General features: G+C 71.5%; 13 protein-coding genes. 5 read left to right on the top strand and 8 right to left on the bottom strand.

Annotated features, from left to right (window positions below; genetic code table 11):
• Positions 1 to 116 precede the first annotated feature (116 nt).
• Positions 117 to 1,010, top strand: a complete 894-nt coding sequence (locus tag AB0J71_RS22475; RefSeq protein WP_352323632.1) for a sugar kinase — start codon at positions 117 to 119, stop codon at positions 1,008 to 1,010.
• Positions 1,011 to 1,061: 51 nt separating this feature from the next.
• On the opposite strand, the gene AB0J71_RS22470 is transcribed toward AB0J71_RS22475, so the two are convergent.
• On the bottom strand, positions 1,062 to 3,149 hold the full coding sequence (locus AB0J71_RS22470; protein WP_364415806.1) for a RecQ family ATP-dependent DNA helicase: 2,088 nt from the start codon (positions 3,147 to 3,149) through the stop codon (positions 1,062 to 1,064).
• A gap of 111 nt (positions 3,150 to 3,260) precedes the next feature.
• Positions 3,261 to 4,097, bottom strand: a complete 837-nt coding sequence (locus tag AB0J71_RS22465; RefSeq protein WP_352323630.1) for a TauD/TfdA family dioxygenase — start codon at positions 4,095 to 4,097, stop codon at positions 3,261 to 3,263.
• A 123-nt stretch (positions 4,098 to 4,220) separates the two neighbouring features.
• Here AB0J71_RS22465 and AB0J71_RS22460 point away from each other — a divergent pair, with 123 nt between their 5' ends.
• Positions 4,221 to 6,719 carry a DNA topoisomerase IV subunit A gene (locus tag AB0J71_RS22460; protein ID WP_352323629.1) on the top strand — a complete coding sequence of 833 codons (2,499 nt, stop codon included), beginning with the start codon at positions 4,221 to 4,223 and terminating at the stop codon, positions 6,717 to 6,719.
• A 57-nt stretch (positions 6,720 to 6,776) separates the two neighbouring features.
• On the opposite strand, the gene AB0J71_RS22455 is transcribed toward AB0J71_RS22460, so the two are convergent.
• Positions 6,777 to 7,151 (bottom strand): VOC family protein, encoded by a 375-nt coding sequence (locus tag AB0J71_RS22455; protein WP_352327654.1) that lies wholly within the window; start codon positions 7,149 to 7,151, stop codon positions 6,777 to 6,779.
• 51 nt (positions 7,152 to 7,202) lie between these two features.
• Between AB0J71_RS22455 and AB0J71_RS22450 the strand changes: the two genes are divergently transcribed.
• Positions 7,203 to 7,769, top strand: coding sequence for a thioredoxin family protein (locus AB0J71_RS22450; RefSeq protein WP_352327653.1), 567 nt, complete (start codon positions 7,203 to 7,205; stop codon positions 7,767 to 7,769).
• A gap of 17 nt (positions 7,770 to 7,786) precedes the next feature.
• Here AB0J71_RS22450 and AB0J71_RS22445 read toward each other — a convergent pair whose 3' ends face one another.
• On the bottom strand, positions 7,787 to 8,107 hold the full coding sequence (locus AB0J71_RS22445) for a hypothetical protein (RefSeq protein ID WP_352327652.1): 321 nt from the start codon (positions 8,105 to 8,107) through the stop codon (positions 7,787 to 7,789).
• A 139-nt stretch (positions 8,108 to 8,246) separates the two neighbouring features.
• Between AB0J71_RS22445 and AB0J71_RS22440 the strand changes: the two genes are divergently transcribed.
• Positions 8,247 to 8,741: a carbonic anhydrase gene (locus tag AB0J71_RS22440; protein WP_352327651.1), complete on the top strand. Its 495-nt coding sequence runs from the start codon at positions 8,247 to 8,249 to the stop codon at positions 8,739 to 8,741.
• Here the strand turns inward: AB0J71_RS22440 and AB0J71_RS22435 are convergent.
• From AB0J71_RS22435 to AB0J71_RS22425, 3 genes are all read right to left on the bottom strand, one after another.
• Positions 8,722 to 9,738, bottom strand: coding sequence for a cytochrome d ubiquinol oxidase subunit II (locus tag AB0J71_RS22435; RefSeq protein WP_364415804.1), 1,017 nt, complete (start codon positions 9,736 to 9,738; stop codon positions 8,722 to 8,724). The two genes, AB0J71_RS22440 and AB0J71_RS22435, sit on opposite strands and share 20 nt — an antisense overlap.
• Positions 9,739 to 9,740: 2 nt before the next feature.
• Positions 9,741 to 11,099, bottom strand: coding sequence for a cytochrome ubiquinol oxidase subunit I (locus AB0J71_RS22430; RefSeq protein ID WP_364415802.1), 1,359 nt, complete (start codon positions 11,097 to 11,099; stop codon positions 9,741 to 9,743).
• Positions 11,100 to 13,231: 2,132 nt separating this feature from the next.
• The gene (locus tag AB0J71_RS22425) at positions 13,232 to 15,298 is read right to left on the bottom strand and encodes a DNA topoisomerase IV subunit B (protein ID WP_352327648.1); all 2,067 of its coding nucleotides are present in this window, start codon (positions 15,296 to 15,298) and stop codon (positions 13,232 to 13,234) included.
• A gap of 247 nt (positions 15,299 to 15,545) precedes the next feature.
• Between AB0J71_RS22425 and AB0J71_RS22420 the strand changes: the two genes are divergently transcribed.
• A complete protein-coding gene (locus AB0J71_RS22420) occupies positions 15,546 to 15,776 on the top strand; it encodes a hypothetical protein (protein WP_125639804.1) in 231 nt (76 codons plus the stop codon).
• 516 nt (positions 15,777 to 16,292) lie between these two features.
• Here the strand turns inward: AB0J71_RS22420 and AB0J71_RS22415 are convergent.
• Positions 16,293 to 16,994, bottom strand: a complete 702-nt coding sequence (locus tag AB0J71_RS22415) for a GNAT family N-acetyltransferase (protein WP_364415800.1) — start codon at positions 16,992 to 16,994, stop codon at positions 16,293 to 16,295.
• Positions 16,995 to 17,007: the final 13 nt, after the last annotated feature.

The following is a 17,007-nucleotide window of genomic DNA, read 5'->3' as shown; positions in this document are numbered from 1 at the left end:
GCAACGCTTGTGCATCGACTGCTGCCCGGTGTCCGGGGTCAGCCCCACGAACAGCCCGGAAGCTGTTAGTTTTGCCGTGGCCAGGGTCGTTCTGAAGGCAGCAAGGTGGTGGCATCATGACGCGGGTCGTCGTGGTGGGCGATCTCATGACCGACGCGGTCGCGCGCGCCCGTTACGCGCTCGCCAGGGCGAGTGACACGCCCGCGATCGTGACGATGCACGGCGGCGGCTCCGGCGCCAACATCGCCTCGTGGCTCGCCGTCGAGGGCGCGGAGGTGGCCTTCATCGGCCGCCGGGGCGCCGACATCACCGGCCGCAACCGCGACATGGAGCTGATGGGCTACGGCGTCGACGCCCGGCTCGTGATGGATCCCGAGCGGCCCACCGGCACCTGCGTGGTGCTCGTCACGCACAAGGGCGAGCGCACGATGCTCTCCGACCCGGGCGCCAACGCCGCCCTGTCCCCAGAAGACCTGCCGCGCGACCTGTTCGCCTCGGGCGCCCACCTGCACCTGTCGGGCTACACGCTGGTCAACGAGGGCTCGCGCGACGCCGGTCTCGCGGCGCTCGACATGGCGCGCCGCACGGGCATGTCGATCTCGGTCGACTGCGCCTCCTCGGCGCCGCTGGAGCGCACGGGCGCCGAGCCGTTCCTCGAATGGACCAACGGCGCGAAGCTGCTGTTCGCCAACATCGACCAGGCCAAGGTGCTGACCGGCCGCGACGACGCCGAGGCCGCCGCCAAGGTGCTCACCGCGTGGTTCCCGCAGGTCGTCATCAAGATGAACGCCGAGGGCGCGCTGTGGTTCAGCAACGGCCGCCCCGACCCGGTCCGGGTGGCCGCCGAGCCGGTCGACAAGATCGTCGACGGCACGGGCGCGGGTGACGCGTTCTCGGCCGGTTTCCTGCCGCCGTGGCTGGCCGGCAAGCCGCCGGCCGAGTCGCTGGCCGCCGGGTGCCGGCTCGCCGCCAAGGCCATCATGCACCTGGGCGCGCGCCCGCCGTTCTGACCCGCTCCCCGGCCGGGCCTTCCCTGCCCCGGCCGGGTTTCCTTCCGCCGGTCAGGACGTGGTGGCCAGCGCGAGCGGCAGCACGGCCGGCGCGCCCGCGTGCCGGATCAGGGCCGCCGCCAGGGTCATCGTCCAGCCCGTGTCCACGCGGTCGTCGATCAGCAGCACCGGGCCGCCGCACTGGGCGATCGCGGCGCCGAGGTCCTTCGGCATCGCCAGCGTGCCCCTGATCGCCTGGACGCGCTTGGCGCTGTTGAACTGCCGGCCCGGTGACCCCGCCCGGTAGCCCAGCTCGCCCAGGTAGGTCAGCCGGCCCACCTGCGCCAGCCGTTCGGCGAAGCCGCGCACCAGCAGTGGACGCGTCGCCGACGGCACGTTGACCACGGCCACCGGCCGCTCCTGCCAGTCCCACGCCGACAACACCTGGACGACGGCCTTGAACATGTCGTCGGCCATCGGCCCGTCGGCTCCGGCGAGCAGCTCGCGCAGCCGGTTGCCCCAGCCGATGTCGGTCAGCCGGCCGAGCGCGCGGCCCGGCTCGGCGCCGAGCTCGGGCTTGATCCTGCCGGACAGGTCGGCCAGGCCGGTGGGCCACTGCCTGCGCGCCTCGATCTCGACGCCGGGCCTGCTCAGGCGTTCGCGGGCGCTCTCGACGGCCTGGGCGGCGATCTCCGGCGAGCGGTGGCGGCCGGTGCAGTTGTCGCAGCGGCCGCAGGGCGTGGCGGTGTCGTCGTCGAGGTGCCTGCGCAGGTACTGCTCGCGGCACTCGTCGGTGGTCAGGTAGCGCAGCATGGCGTCCTGCTCGGCCTTGCGCTCGGCGGCGATGCGGGCATAGCGCTCGGTGTCGTAGGCCCAGGGCTCGCCGGTGGACTCCCAGCCGCCCTTGACCCGGCGCACGGCGCCGTCGACGTCGAGGACCTTGAGCATCATGTCCAGGCGGCTGCGGCTCAGGTCGACCGCGGTCTCCAGGGCCTGGGTGGACATCACGCCGCCCTGTTCGAGCGCCTGGAGCGTGGCGCGCACGACGGGCTCGGGCGGGAAGGCCAGGGAGGTGAAGTAGGCCCAGATCTCGCGGTCTTCCGTGCCGGGCAGCAGGATGACCTCGGCCCGCTCGACGCCGCGCCCGGCCCGGCCGACCTGCTGGTAGTAGGCGACGGGCGACTGCGGCGCGCCGACGTGCACGACGAAGCCCAGGTCTGGCTTGTCGAACCCCATGCCGAGCGCGCTCGTGGCCACCAGCGCCTTGATCTTGTTGTTGAGCAGCGCCTCCTCCGCGGCCAGCCGCTCGGCCGGGTCGGTCTGGCCGGAGTAGGCGGCCACCTCGTGGCCCTGCTCGCGCAGGTAGCCGGCGATCTCGTGGGCGGCGGCGACGGTGAGCGTGTAGACGATGCCGGAGCCGGGCAGCTCGCGCAGGGTCTGGGCCAGCCAGGCCAGGCGCTGCTCGGCCGAGGGCAGCTTGACGACGCTCAGGTGGAGGCTCTCGCGCTCCAGCGGGCCGCGCAGCACGAACGTGCCCTCGCCCATCTGCTCGGCGACGTCGCGGGTGACGCGGGCGTTGGCCGTGGCGGTGGTGGCCAGCACCGGGATGCCGGGCGGCAGCTCGTCGAACAGCGTGGCGAGCCGGCGGTAGTCGGGCCGGAAGTCGTGGCCCCAGTCGGAGATGCAGTGGGCCTCGTCGACGACCACGAGCCCGGCGCTCTCGGCCAGCTCGGGCAGCACGTTGTCGCGGAAGTCGGGGTTGTTGAGCCGCTCGGGGCTGACCAGCAGCACGTCGACCATGCCCTCGGCGACCTGGCCGTAGATCTCCTCCCACGCCTCGGGGTTGGCGGAGTTGATGGTGACGGCCCTGATGCCGGCACGCTCGGCGGCGGCGATCTGGTTGCGCATGAGGGCCAGCAGCGGCGAGACGATGACCGTGGGGCCCTCGCCGAGCTCGCGCAGCAGGGCGGTGGCCACGAAGTAGACGGCGGACTTGCCCCAGCCGGTGCGCTGCACGACGAGCACCCTGCGCCGGTCGAGCACGAGCGCCTCGATGGCGGACCACTGGTCGTCTCGCAGCCGGGCGTGGTCGCCGGCCAGGGCCCGCAGCCGCTCCTCGGCCTCTTCGCGCAGCATCGCCGCGTCGGGGGCTTCAATCATGCCCCCCTTATTACCAGCTTCCACCGACGGAACCGGCCCACCGGCGCGTCCCGGCCCGGACGAAGGGGCGGGGCCGCCGCCCGGAATTCGCCCCGTCGGGCTGGGTCTCGCTCAAGCTGTGAGGCGCTCCTTGTCCGCGTGCTCGGGGAAGGCGTTGATCGTGACGCGGTGCATGCGGCGGCGTTCGGTGTAGTCGGCGACCGCGTAGTGCTGGGTGGGGCGGTTGTCCCAGAAGGCCAGCGTGCCGGGACGCCAGTTCAGCCTGCACTGGTACTCGGGCGAGCGGATGTGGTCGATGAGCAGCGGCAGCAGGGCCTCGTTCTCCCGGTCGCTCAGCCCCACCAGGCGGGTGGTGGAGGCGCGGTTGACGAACAAGGCCTTGCGCCCGGTCTCGGCGTGCACGCGGACCACCGGGCGCTCTATCGGCGGCCATTTGGCCTGGATCTCGGCCAGGTCGAACGGGTGCCCCTTGGAGATCGCCTTCTTCATCGACATCGTGATGTCGTGCACGGCGGTCAGCTCGTCGCACAACCGCTGGATCGACGGCGACAACGTCTCGTAGGCCAGGTAGGTGTTGGCCCAGCAGGTGTCGCCGCCCACGCTCGGCAGTTGCACGCAGCGCAGCAGCGAGCCCATCGGCGGCGTGGGCTCGAAGGTGTTGTCGCTGTGCCATTCGTCCCCGCCCTCGCCCTTCGGGGAGGTCTGGTCGAGGATGTGGATCGGGCTGCCGGAGTCCTTCTTGAACGCCGGATGGTTGAGCGTGCCGAAGTTGAGGGCGAACTGCAGGTGCTGCTCGTCGTCGATGTGCTGGTCGCGGAAGAACAGCACCAGGTGCCGCAGCCACCCCTCACGCAGGGTCGCGACGTCTTCCGGGGAGAGGGGTTTGCGCAGATCGACCCCGGTGACCTCGGCGCCGATGTGCTTGGTCACGGGATGGAACTCGATCATGGCGAAGCCTCCGGGGGCGGGGGGACGGGGTCCTCGCCTCCGACGGTAAGACCCAAGCAATTGCTTGGTCAAGGCCGGGGCGGCGCGCCGACGAGTCGCGGGCACCCGAGTCTCTTCGGCACAATGTTCGACATGGCCCGACGTACGACTGCACCCCCGCCTGAGGACTTCGAGGAGCGGATCGTCGACATCGACGTCTCCTCCGAGATGCGCAAGAGCTATCTCGAGTACGCGTACTCGGTGATCTACCAGCGGGCCCTGCCCGACGCTCGCGACGGCCTCAAACCGGTGCAGCGGCGCATCCTCTACTCCATGAGCGAGATGGGCCTGCGTCCAGAGCGCGGCCACGTCAAGTCCTCGCGCGTCGTGGGCGACGTCATGGGCAAGCTCCACCCCCACGGCGACAGCGCCATCTACGACGCCCTCGTGCGCCTGGCGCAGCCGTTCTCGATGCGCCTGCCGCTGGTCGACGGCCACGGCAACTTCGGCTCCCCCGACGACCTGCCGGCCGCCATGCGGTACACCGAGGCCAGGCTGGCCCCGGCGGCGATGCTCATGGTGGAGTCGCTCGACGAGGACACCGTCAACTTCAAGCCCAACTACGACGGCCAGGAGACCGAGCCCACGGTCATGCCGTCGGCGTTCCCCAACCTGCTGGTCAACGGCACCACCGGCATCGCGGTCGGCATGGCGACCAACATGGCGCCGCACAACCTCGCCGAGGTCGTGGCCGCCGCCCGCCACCTGATCAAGAAGCCCGACGCCACGCTCGACGAGCTGATGAAGTTCGTGCCCGGCCCCGACCTGCCGACCGGCGGCTCGATCATCGGGCTCCAGGGCGTGCGCGACGCCTACGAGACCGGGCGCGGCACGTTCCGCATGCGGGCCAGGTGCGCGGTCGAGCAGATCACGCCGCGGCGCAAGGGCATCATCGTCACCGAGCTGCCCTACAACGTCGGCCCCGAGCGGGTGGTCACCAAGATCAAGGAGCTGGTGACCAGCAAGAAGCTCCAGGGCATCGCCGACCTGAAGGACCTCACCGACCGGCACAAGGGCCTGCGCCTGGTCATCGAGATCAAGAACGGCTTCATCCCCGAGGCCGTCCTGGAGGAGCTCTACCGGCTGACGCCGATGGAGGAGACCTTCGGCATCAACAACGTCGCCCTGGTCGACGGCGAGCCGCGCACGCTCGGCCTGCGCGAGCTGCTGCAGGTCTACGTCGACCACCGGCTGGAGGTCGTGCGGCGCAGGTCCGAGTTCCGCCGGCGCAAGCGCGAGGAGCGCCTGCACCTGGTCGACGGCCTGATCATCGCGCTGCTCAACATCGACGAGGTCATCCAGGTCATCCGTTCCTCCGACGACTCGGCGCAGGCCCGCGCCCGGTTGATGGAGGTCTTCGACCTGACCGAGATCCAGGCCGCCTACATCCTCGACACGCCGCTGCGCCGGCTCACCAGGTTCGACAAGCTGGAGCTCGACCAGGAGAAGGAGACGCTGAGCGAGGAGATCGCGGCGCTCACCGAGATCCTGTCCTCGGAGGCGAAGCTGCGGCAGGTGGTCTCGGGCGAGCTGGCCGAGGTGGCCAAGAAGTACGCCACGCCGCGCCGTACCGTGCTGCTGGAGGCGCCGGGCGTGGCCCGCACGCCGGTGGTGTCGCTCCAGGTGGCCGACGACCCGTGCTGGGCGCTGCTGTCCTCCACGGGGCTGCTGGCCCGCACCTCCGACGCGGCTCCGCTGGCGGGCGACGGCGATCGCTCGGCGCACGACGTGCTGGTGTCGGTGGCGCGCACGTCCGTACGCGGCGAGGTGGGCGTGGTGACGTCGCTGGGGCGGTTGATCCGGGTCCAGGTCGTCGACCTGCCGACGCTGCCGCCCTCGGCCAACCCGCCGACGTTGTCGGGCGGCCATCCGGTCTCCGAGTTCGTCGCGCTGCAGCCCGACGAGAAGGTCGTGGGCCTCGGCTCGCTCGACCCCGACAGCCCCGGGCTGGCGCTCGGCACCGCCCAGGGCGTGGTCAAACGGGTGGTGCCCGACTACCCGGCCAACCGCGACGACTTCGAAGTGATCACCCTCAAGGACGGCGACACCGTGGTGGGCGCCGCCGAGCTCGACTCCGAGGACCACGACCTGGTCTTCATCTCCTCCGACGCCCAGCTCCTGCGCTACCCGGCCTCGCTGGTGCGCCCCCAGGGGCGGCCGGCCGGCGGCATGGCCGGCATCCGGCTCGACGACGGCGCCCGGGTGATCTGGTTCGGCGTGGTCGACCCCTCGCGTCCGGCGCAGGTGGTCACCGTGGCCGGGTCCTCGACGGCGCTGCCGGGCACGCAGGTCGGGGGCGGCAAGGTCTCCGACTACGCCGAGTTCCCGGCCAAGGGCCGGGCCACCGGCGGCGTGCGGGCCCAGCGGTTCCTGAAGGGCGAGGACGAGCTGCTGCTCGCCTGGGCCGGCCCCGCGCCCGCCAAGGCCGTGTCGGCGGTGGGCAAGCCGGTGCCGCTGCCGGAGGAGATCGGCCGCCGCGACGGCTCAGGCGTGCGGCTGACGCACACCATCGGCGCCGTCGGCGGCGCCCTGGCCGCCGGGCCGCAGGCCGACGCGCCGCCGCCGGTGCCCGAGGAGGAGTGATCCCCGGCTGACCGGCGTCACGAAGGCCCGCCCCGCCTGCGCGGGGCGGGCGTCCGGTCAGTCGCGGCAGAGGCAGAACGTGTGGCCGGCGGGGTCGAGGAAGACCCGGAAGCTGTCGTCCTCGCTCGGCTGCCGCTCGTGCTTGGTCGCGCCGATCTCCAGCACCTGCCGCTCGGCCTTGTCCATGTCGGTGACGGTGACGTCGATGTGGAGCTGCTGCGGCCGATCGCCCTCCGGCCAGGTCGGCGGCCGGTGGCCGGGCACGCGCTGGAAGGCCAGGCGCTTGGGCGAGCCGCCGTCCTCGACGACCACCCAGCTGTCGTCCTCGTACGTGACGGGCCAGCCGAGCAGGCGCGCGTAGAACTCGGCGAGCGCCCGCGGCTCCGGGCAGTCGAGGACCGTCGTGCGGAACTCCGCGATGCCGGCCATCATTCACCTCCTGGACTTGTTTCGCCGGCGTCCCGGCCGACGAGAATGAACGTCATGGCTGCCAATTCGTTCATGGTTCCCCTGGGCACGCCCGCGCCCGCCTTCGACCTCACCGCCATCGACGGCGGCAGCGTCTCGCTCGCGGACCTCAAGGGCTCCCCCGCCACGCTCGTGGTCTTCCTGTCCAACCACTGCCCCTACGTACGGCACATCGAGACGGGCCTCGGCACACTGGCCGCGGGCTACGGCTCCAGGCTGTCGGTGGTGGGCATCTGCAGCAACGACAGCGTGAACTACCCCGACGATGATCCCACACACCTGGCCGAACAGGCCCGGCGCGCGGGGTTCCCGTTCCCGTACCTGCTGGACGACACCCAGGACGTCGCCAAGGCCTACCGCGCGGCCTGCACGCCCGACTTCTTCCTCTACGACGGCGATCTGCGGCTCGTCTACCGGGGGGAGTTCGACGGGTCGCGCCCGGGCAACTCCGTCCCGGTGACCGGCTCCTCGCTGCGGGCGGCGATCGACGCGCTGCTCGCGGGCGATCCCGTCCCGGCCGAGCAGCGCGCCTCGATCGGCTGCGGCATCAAGTGGCGGCCGGGGAACGAGCCCACGGCCTGACCACAGGCTGAGCGCCGTCAGGCGGAGGCGGCTGCCTCGATGGCGGCGGGCAGGGCGAGCAGGAGCTCGTGGGGCTCGCCGCCGGTCCACGACCGGATCAGCCGGGCCCCGGCCTCGCCCGGGTCGAACTCCTCGCAGCCGAGCGGACCGAAGCAGCCCGCCTGGTCGAGCATGAGGATGATCGGGTCGTCCTCGGGCAGGCCGGCGGCGTACGCGGCGGTGTCGAGCAGGGCCAGCGCGCATCTGGCGTTGCGCCCGTCGTCGTTGGACTCCACACGGTCGAGGCGGCGCCGGGCCTGAGCGCGGAGATACGCGGCGAGCGATTCGGACCTACTCACGACTGACCTTCTTCGACGACGTACAGATGGTGACGACATCATCACCCAAGGTGAGTGAATTTCGTGGGACCTTCGGGAACTCGCGCCAGTCGCCACCCCGGAAAGCATCAGCTTTGGGACGTGCGGGAAGATCTGAGGCATGACTGCGTTCGACGACCTGTATGCCGCCAACGCGAAGTACGCCAAGGACTTCGGCGACTCCGGGCTCACCGGCCGGGCAGCCCGCGGGCTTGCCGTGGTGACCTGCATGGACTCCCGCATCGACCCGCTGGGCCTGCTGGGCCTGCAGCCCGGCGACGCCAAGATCCTGCGCAACGCCGGCGCGCGGGTCACCGACGACGTGCTGCGCACGCTGGTGCTCGCCGTGTACCTGCTCGGCGTCGAACGCGTCCTGGTCATGCCGCACACCGACTGCGGGATGACCAAGGTGACGGACGCCGACGTGCACGACCTGACCAGCGCCCGCGGGGTGGACACGCGCAGCCTGGAGTTCCACACCGTCCCCGACCAGGGCGAGGCGCTGCGCCACGACCTCACCCGCATCCGCACGACCCCGTTCCTGCCCGCCGGCATGCCGGTGACGGGCGCGATCTACGACGTGCGCACGGGCCTGCTCACGCCGGTCGGCGACTGATCTCGCCGCGTTCGCGCTGGAAGGTGGCGTACAGCCACCACAGCGACGGCACCAGCAGGACCGCGCCGACGGCCAGCGAGCCCAGGCTGGCCCCCAGCACCGCGTCGGTGGCCGCGGCCTGGTCGAGGGTGAGGCCGGGGAGCAGCACGGGGTACTGCCCCACGCCCCAGCCCCACAGCAGACCGGTCACGGCCAGCGCGGCGCTGAGGCGTACCGCCAGATAGGCCCGCCGCCACAGCAGCACCAGCGAGGCCAGCCCGGCCAGCACCGACAGCGCCAGCAGCGGCAGGGCGCGGCCGGTGGTCAGCTCGGCGAACAGGGCGGGCGTGTCGGCGCGCAGCACGAGCAGGCTCACCGCCGCCAGCACGCCGACCACCGCCCCGCAGCCCAGCGCCCGCCGCCGGAACTCCTCGGCCAGGTCCTCCTGGCCGCCGCGCTGGGCGTCGCGGGTCAGATAGACGGCGGCCAGGTACGCGGCCGTGCCGACGCCCAGCGCGCCGACCGCCATCGACGTGGGGTTGACCCAGCTCCCGACCAGGTCGCCCTTGGCGACGCCGGGCGGCACCCGGCCGGAGGCGATGCCGCCCGCCGCGGCGCCGAGGAAGAACGGGGTCACCACCGAGGAGAAGGCGAAGGTCGCGCCGAACAGCCGCCGCTGCCAGAGCCGCGAGGAGACCTTGCGGAACGCGAACGCCGCGCCGCGCCCGATCACGCCCAGCGCCACCAGCGTGAGCGGGATGTAGAGGGTGGAGGCGACCGAGGCGAACACCGACGGCACGCCGGTCCAGGCCAGCACGATCACGAAGATCAACCAGACGTGGTTGGCCTCCCAGACCGGCCCGATGGAGTGCTCCACCAGGTCCCGCCGCCGCCGGCCGCGCTCGGCGCCGCCCGCCAGCAGGTCCCAGACGCCGCCGCCGAAGTCGGCGCCCCCGAACAGGACGTACGCCGTCAGCCCGACCCACAGGACGGCCAGCATGATCTGCGGCAGCGGCATCGTCACACGACCTTGTAGCCGGCGACGTCGCGCTCCTGCGGCGCCAGCGGCACGGGCACGTCGCGGGCCAGGCGGCGCAGCACGTACACGGTGGCCACGGTCAGGACCACGTAGACCGCCGTGACCAGCGCGAACCCGTACACCAGGCCCGGCGCGGGGTTGACCGCCTCGGCCGTGCGCATCACCCGGAACACGATCCACGGCTGACGTCCGACCTCCGTGACCACCCAGCCGCTCTCCAGCGCCAGCACGGCGGCCACGCCCGACAGCGCGGCGGCACGCAGGAACCACGGGGACTCCGGCAGGTCCCGCCGCCGTTTCCAGGACAGCGCGAGGCAGGCTCCGAGCAGCAGCAGCCCGAAGCCCACCAGCACCATGATCTGGAACGCCCAGTGCACCAGGTTGACCGGCGGCCAGTCGGCGGGCGGCACCTGCTCCAGGCCGGCGATCTCCGCGTGCGGGTTCCAGTGGGCCAGCAGGGACAGGCCGTAGGGGATCTCCAGGGCGTACCTCAGCTCGCCGTCCACCGCGATCCCGCCCAGGTGCAGCGGCACGTCCCGGCCCGTACGGAACACGCCCTCCATGGCGGCCAGCTTGACCGGCTGGTACTCGGCCACGAAGTGCGCGGCCCAGTCGCCGACGCCGATCTGCACGGGCGTGACGGCCGCCGCGACCGTGAGCGGCAGCAGCAGGCCGAGCCGGTGGTAGCGGTCGCGGCGGCCGCGCAGCATGGCGACCGCGTACACGCCGGCCATCAGGAAACCGGCGACCATGAACGCCGCCAGGATCATGTGCACCGTCTGGGGCGGCGTGGCCCGGTTGAACATCGCCGCCCATGGATCGACGGCCACGATCCGGCCGTCCGCGACCTCGTACCCGGCGGGCTGCTGCATCCAGGCGTTGGCGGCGACCACGAAGAACGCGCTGGCCACCCCCGCCAGCACGATCGGGATCCCGGTCAGCAGGTGCGCGACGGGGCGCAGGCGGTCCCAGGCATACAGGTAGATGCCGAGGAAGATGGCCTCGACGAAGAACGCGATGCCCTCCAGCGAGAACGGCAGACCGATGACCTCGCCGTACACGCCCATCATGCCCGGCCACAGGAGGCCCATCTCGAACGACAGGATCGTCCCGGAGACCGCGCCGACCGCGAACAGCACCCCGAGCGCCCTGGCCCAGCGCCGCGCCAGCAACCGGTAGTTGTTGTCCCCGGTGCGATGCCCCCGCCACTCGGCCAGCAGGGTGATGGCGGGCATGCCGACGCCGAGACAGGCGATGATGATGTGCCAGCCGAGCGACAACGCCATCTGCATGCGCGCCGCCCCCAGATCCACCGCCGCCGCCCCCGCGACCGCCCCCATCGCCGCCCCACTCCCTGCCCATCGGGCCGTCCGTTTCGTGGGGGATCTGGCATGACTCGTTCCCGGAGGTGATCCGCGAAACGGCTGCGTCCCGCCCGTACCCCACCGACCCGTGGATGACACTACGTAACTGTCGCTTACCTTCCGTATAGGCACGGCGCTCGCAGCACGACCGTAACCACCCCGCACCGCCGCAGCCGGAGCCCTGACGACAGCGGCGGCGGGCCAAACCCGACCGCCCTCGCAAGGACCGAGCCCGAGACCGCAGAGCGGCAGAACCACCAGCCCCAGGACCAGCCATCCGCCACCCGCAAGGGCTCATGCGCCAAGAGCACTCAAACCCAACAGGAATTCCCACTGCCGCCCTCAGCACCCCTACCGCGCTCCCCCGTCTCCCCCAACCCCACCAGCCCCTTCCAGCTCGAACCCTCGCCTTAACAGCCCGGCCTCCTCTCACCGCCTCTCAAACGCCCCTCACACCGGATGCTCCCGCCACCGCCCTGGCCCCCTGGCGTCGCCACCCATGCCACAAGCGTGGCGGTGCGGGCAGAGGAAGGGCGCTTGCCCCCCGCGCGACAACCCCGCCCCCGTGCCCAGCACCCCAGCACGCCAGCACCCCGGCTCCCCGGCCCCCCGGCCCCCCGGCTCCCGGCATGCTGGCTCCTCGGCTCTCCGGCCTGGTCCCCGAGCTCCCCGCCTCAACCGCTCCAAATGGCGCCCCGGCGACGGCCGACCGCGCTTGGCCGCCCCTACATCCCGACGCCCAATGACGGCTCGGTTTCTCTCGCGGCCCCTCTGGCCGACATGAGGCCGCCCCCATGGCCCAGCTTGCCCGGTGCCGGAGACACGGCCTGCCCCCTCGCGCCTCCTCGGGTCCCTCACCCCTCCCTCTTGGGCCCACTCCGCCCTAGCAGTTCGTCCTGGGGGCTGGGCTGAGCGGCCTCAGCCGAGCACGTGCCCGCCCTCGCCCACCTCGATGCGCGCCCGGCCAGGCCGTCATCCCTCGCCCCCCCAGTCGCACCGCAACACCAAGAAGCCCGCCCGCCCGCCACATCAAGCCGCGCCAGGAGGCCCCAGAAGCCTCCACAACGCCCTTGTAACGCCCTGGCCCCAGCCGTGTGACCTCAGAACCCCGCCTAAGGCTCTGGGGGGCCTAGCCGCAGCGCTGGTCCGGTGCAGGGCCGCCCAACGAAGCTCGTGCAATGGCCCTCGACGCCGCAAGCGCCACATCGCTCCTCACCAGCATCCACCGTGACGACCGGTTTCACGGCCACTACGAGCACACCCGAGCGGCGCTGGTTGCGAGTAACGGCCCAACCTGACCCGCCGACAGCCCCGGTCGATGCCCCGGCGTGGACCTGGACCATGAACAGGCCCCAACGGCCCGTCGCTTCCGCGGCCAGAGAGCCCGCCCTGGTAGCACATCAGGCTGAGGACGTTGGGGGCTTGCGGTGACGCGCCCTCTGTCGCGCGTGGTCTTTCTCAGGCAGCTCGATCTCGCATGCCACCGACGATTTAGCCCGCCGGGAGGGGCTTCGACCCCCGTGCCATCGGACTGCGCCCTGGGCCGGGCTTCAGGGGACCACCGAAAATCACGTCACCGTGCCTCACCTTGGCCCATGGGCACAAGGTGATGTCGGCGTCAGAGGGCCAGGCCGCCGCCGAGCTCAGGAGGACACCGGATCCGGACCGGCATCGGGCTCAGTGCGGCATGTCTGGCTCGGGGGACATGTCTGGCTCGGGGGACATGTCTGGCTCGGGGGGCTATGTCTAGGGCCTCGGAACGGCCCCCCGCCATCAGGGCGTCTTGGCGACCCCGAGGAGGTGTGGCAGTGGCAGCGGATGGCGCGCTGGCTGGCATGAGGAAGCCCTCGTGGGCGGGGTGGCGCACCTTCCGGCGGATGCGCGAGCGCTACACGTTCGGTACGGCAAGGGCTGTTTGACGACCCTGGCGGGCCTGGCTCAAAGGCCCCTTTCCTCAGCCGGAAATGGCCCGTCGCCCCTGCCGATGACGTTGAAGCCCGCTAGCGCCGCAGGCATGGCGCCAGACCTCCGGGATCCGAGACGTTCCGTGCGCCGGCGTCGTCAAAACCCGGGGCCAGGCATGTGACCCCGGGTGGGCGCTTCAGGGCTCAGGCGTCGATGTGATCGCGGTCGACCTCGGCCGCGCTGCTGACGATGAACTCCCGTCGCGGCGCCACGTCGCTCCCCATCAGCAGGCTGAAGATGGCCTCGGCCCCCTCGGCGTCCTCGATGCGCACCCGGCGCAGCACGCGGTGCCGCGGGTCCATCGTGGTCTCGGCGAGCTGGTCGGCGTCCATCTCCCCCAGGCCCTTGTACCGCTGCACCGGGTCCTTCCAGCGCTTGCCCCGCCGCTCCAGGTCGCGCAGGACCTTCTGCAGCTCGGCGTCGGAGTAGCAGTAGATGTACTTCTCCTTGCCGCGCCCGGGGTTGGTGAGCTCGATGCGGTGCAGCGGCGGCACGGCCGCGAACACCCGGCCGGCCTCCACCATCGGCCGCATGTAGCGGTGGAACAGGGTGAGCAGCAGGCAGCGGATGTGCGCGCCGTCGACGTCGGCGTCGGCCATGAGGATGACCTTGCCGTAGCGGGCCGCCTCGATGTCGAACGAACGCCCCGACCCGGCCCCCACCACCTGGATGATCGCGGCGCACTCGGCGTTCTTGAGCATGTCGCTCACGGACGCCTTCTGCACGTTGAGGATCTTGCCGCGGATCGGCAGCAGCGCCTGGAACTCGGAGTCGCGGGCCAGCTTGGCCGTGCCGAGCGCGGAGTCGCCCTCGACGATGAACAGCTCGCTGCGGTCGACGGCGTCGCTGCGGCAGTCGACCAGCTTGGCGGGCAGCGCGGAGTTCTCCAGGGCGCTCTTGCGCCGCTGGTTGTCACGGTGCTCGCGGGCCGCGATGCGGGCCTTGGCGGCGGCGACGATCTTCTCCAGCACGGCCCGCAGCGGCTGCTTGAACCCGCGCGGCGGGTTGGCGAACAGCTCCTTGAGCTCGCGCGAGACCACGTGGGAGACGATGCGGGTGGCCGCGGAGGTGCCGAGCACCTCCTTGGTCTGCCCCTCGAACTGCGGCTCGGGCACCCGGACGGTGACCACGCCGGTCAGCCCCTCGGAGATGTCCTCCTTGTTGACCGGGTCGTCGCCGCTCTTCAGCAGCCGGGTCTCGCGCAGCAGCTCGTTGATCGTGCGGACCAGGCCGCGCTCGAAACCGGTCAGGTGGGTGCCGCCCTTGGGCGTGGCGATCACGTTGACGAACGAGCGCACGGTCGACTCGTAACCCTTGCCCCACCGGACCGCCACGTCGACGGTGAGCTCGCGCTGCACCTCGGTGGGCGTCATGTGGCCCTGGTCGTCGAGGACCGGCACGGTCTCGTGGAAGTGGCCCACGCCCTGCAGCCGCAGCACCTCGCAGACGGGCTCGTCGCGGGCCAGGAACTCGGTGAACTCGGAGATGCCGCCGTCGAAGCGGAACTCCTCGCCGGTGCGCTCCTCGCCCCTGCTGTCGAAGACCGCGAGGGTCAGGCCGGGCACCAGGAACGCGGTCTGCCGCAGGCGCACGTGGATCTCGTCGAGCGAGACCTCGGCGTCGGGCAGGAAGATCTGCTTGTCGGCCCAGAAGCGCACCCGGGTGCCCGTGACGTTCTTGGGCAGGTTGCCGCCGATCCGCAGCCCGGACTTCTTCTTGAACTTGGCCGTGGGCCCGTCGCCGTCGAAGACGCCGGGCACGCCGCGCCTGAAGCTGATCTCGTGGACCCGGCCGTCGAGGTCGACCTCGACGTCGAGCCGCGAGGACAGGGCGTTGACCACGGAGGCGCCCACGCCGTGGAGGCCGCCGGAGGCGCCGTAGGAGCCGCTGCCGAACTTGCCGCCGGCATGAAGCTTGGTGTAGACGAGCTCGACGCCGGCCAGGCCGGTCTTGGGGTGGATGTCAACGGGGATGCCGCGGCCGTTGTCCCGCACCTCGATGGAGCCGTCGGCGTAGAGCTCGACCTCGATGCGGTCGCAGTGGCCGGCCAGGGCCTCGTCGACCCCGTTGTCCACGATCTCCCAGAGGCAGTGCATGAGCCCGCGGCTGTCGGTGGACCCGATGTACATGCCCGGCCGCTTGCGTACGGCCTCGAGGCCCTCAAGCACCGACAGGTGACGAGCTGTGTAACCCGCCTCCACTACCGTCACTCTTGCTCCCCTGGTCTAAGCATCGAACACGTGTGCGTAGCCTACCGTTCTTCCCTCAGGCGCGCGTACAAGCTTGCCATGGCGACACGTTTGCCGTTACCAACCGGCTGATCACCATTACTTTCGGACACATTCTGCTCTGGGCGTAGCGAGGCGGAGGTTGGGAACGTCCACGTCCGGTTAGATGTTGTCTCAAGTGACTGACGCCAGATCCTCGCTTCGGCGGGGGTGACCCGAAAGGCGATACGTGACTGGAGCTCTCGCCCCCGTTAAGCCGCTGACGGCCCTCGACCGCTGCGACCGCTGCGGCGCCCAGGCCTACATTCGCGCGACCCTGCCTGTTGGTGGGGAGCTGCTGTTCTGCGCCCACCATGGGCGTCAGCACGTCGCAGCGCTGCGCGAAAAGGGCGCCGACATCCTGGACGAGTCGGCTCGCCTCAGCGAAACCCCGTCAATGAACCCCAACGACGACCGCTGACGCGTTCGTTGTGATCACATAACCACATATTGCACGACCAGTTCGGCGATCCCGGCGCACCACGCCGGGGTCGCCGTTCTGCGTTCAGCCCCGTCCTGGGGGCCCGCCCAGCCCGCCCCCAGCCGGTGGCCCAGGCGCCCGCCAGCGGCGACTCAGGTCGTACGCACGTAGTCGTCCAGGCCGCGCAGGCGGTGGTTGGAGTCACCCCTGCAGTGGCCCACAGGGCACGCAGGCATCTGCTCAGGCCGCACGCGTGTAGTGACCCAGGGCGCACGCAGGCGGTGACTCGGGCGACGCGCAGATGGTGTCCAGGGCACACTCAGGGGGTGTTCAGGCCGCACGCATTGGTCCCGGCCCTGTGCAGGCAGTGGCCCCGGATCGTGCGCAGGTGGTGGTTCGGGCCGGGGCCGCCGTACACCAGGCCCGCCGCATGGGGGTCAGGGCTGCATGCAGGCCGAGCCCCCTCCCCGGTTCTGGCCGCGAACGTCCTGGTCCAGGGCCTTTGTGCGCCCTGGGTCAGAGTGTCCGCACGCGGTAGTGGTAGCGGCCGACGGTCTGGAAACCCTCACCGCGGTACAGAGCCTGAGCCCCGTGGTTGGGCTCGGTGGTGACGAGGTACGCGCTCTTCGCCCCGGCATGCCCGGTCAGGGCGCGCAACACCGTACGGGCCAGCCCGCGCCGCCGGGCCTGCGGCAACGTCGCCATGCAGAAGATCCCCGCCATGTCCCCCTGCGGCACGACCCGGCCGACCGCGACCGGCACGCCGTCCTCCTCGACAGCCCCGTACCAGGCGGGCACGCCGGTGCAGATGCGGGCGGCCTCCTCCAGGCCGGCGCCGTACCGGCCGTCCACGGACCACCAGGTCTCCAGCCATTCCGGCCACGGATGGTCCTCGATCCGCACGGGGCCGCCCGGCTCGGCCGACGGCGATCCGGCCATGATGACCGTCGGATCGACCAGCTCGTACCCTCTGCGGGCCAGCTCGGCGTCCAGACCGGCCCAGGTGCCGGGGCCGACGGAGAAGGCGCAGCTGTGTCCCCGCTCGCCGTAGAACGCCTCGGCGGCGCCGATCGCGGCGTCCAGGTCGGCAGGCGCATTCAGGGCGAGCACCGAGTTCGCCCGTTTGGTCACGCCGCCGGCGGAACGCAGCACCCAGCCGTCGTGGACACGCTGCTCGTAGGCCGGCCACGCCTGGTGCACCAGCAGGTCGACGTTCATCCGCGCAGCCTAG

It is taken from the genome of Nonomuraea sp. NPDC049637 (genome assembly GCF_040675235.1).
In the GTDB taxonomy this organism is placed as follows: Bacteria; Actinomycetota; Actinomycetes; order Streptosporangiales; family Streptosporangiaceae; genus Nonomuraea.
This window is presented reverse-complemented; position numbering and strand designations above follow the sequence as displayed.

Coding starts and splice junctions, on each gene's coding strand:
- AB0J71_RS22475 (WP_352323632.1), top strand. CDS start 117: ATGACGCGGGTCGTCGTGGTGGGCGATCTCATGACCGACGCGGTCGCG.
- AB0J71_RS22470 (WP_364415806.1), bottom strand. CDS start 3,149: ATGATTGAAGCCCCCGACGCGGCGATGCTGCGCGAAGAGGCCGAGGAG.
- AB0J71_RS22465 (WP_352323630.1), bottom strand. CDS start 4,097: ATGATCGAGTTCCATCCCGTGACCAAGCACATCGGCGCCGAGGTCACC.
- AB0J71_RS22460 (WP_352323629.1), top strand. CDS start 4,221: ATGTTCGACATGGCCCGACGTACGACTGCACCCCCGCCTGAGGACTTC.
- AB0J71_RS22455 (WP_352327654.1), bottom strand. CDS start 7,151: ATGATGGCCGGCATCGCGGAGTTCCGCACGACGGTCCTCGACTGCCCG.
- AB0J71_RS22450 (WP_352327653.1), top strand. CDS start 7,203: ATGGCTGCCAATTCGTTCATGGTTCCCCTGGGCACGCCCGCGCCCGCC.
- AB0J71_RS22440 (WP_352327651.1), top strand. CDS start 8,247: ATGACTGCGTTCGACGACCTGTATGCCGCCAACGCGAAGTACGCCAAG.
- AB0J71_RS22435 (WP_364415804.1), bottom strand. CDS start 9,738: ATGCCGCTGCCGCAGATCATGCTGGCCGTCCTGTGGGTCGGGCTGACG.
- AB0J71_RS22430 (WP_364415802.1), bottom strand. CDS start 11,099: ATGGGGGCGGTCGCGGGGGCGGCGGCGGTGGATCTGGGGGCGGCGCGC.
- AB0J71_RS22415 (WP_364415800.1), bottom strand. CDS start 16,994: ATGAACGTCGACCTGCTGGTGCACCAGGCGTGGCCGGCCTACGAGCAG.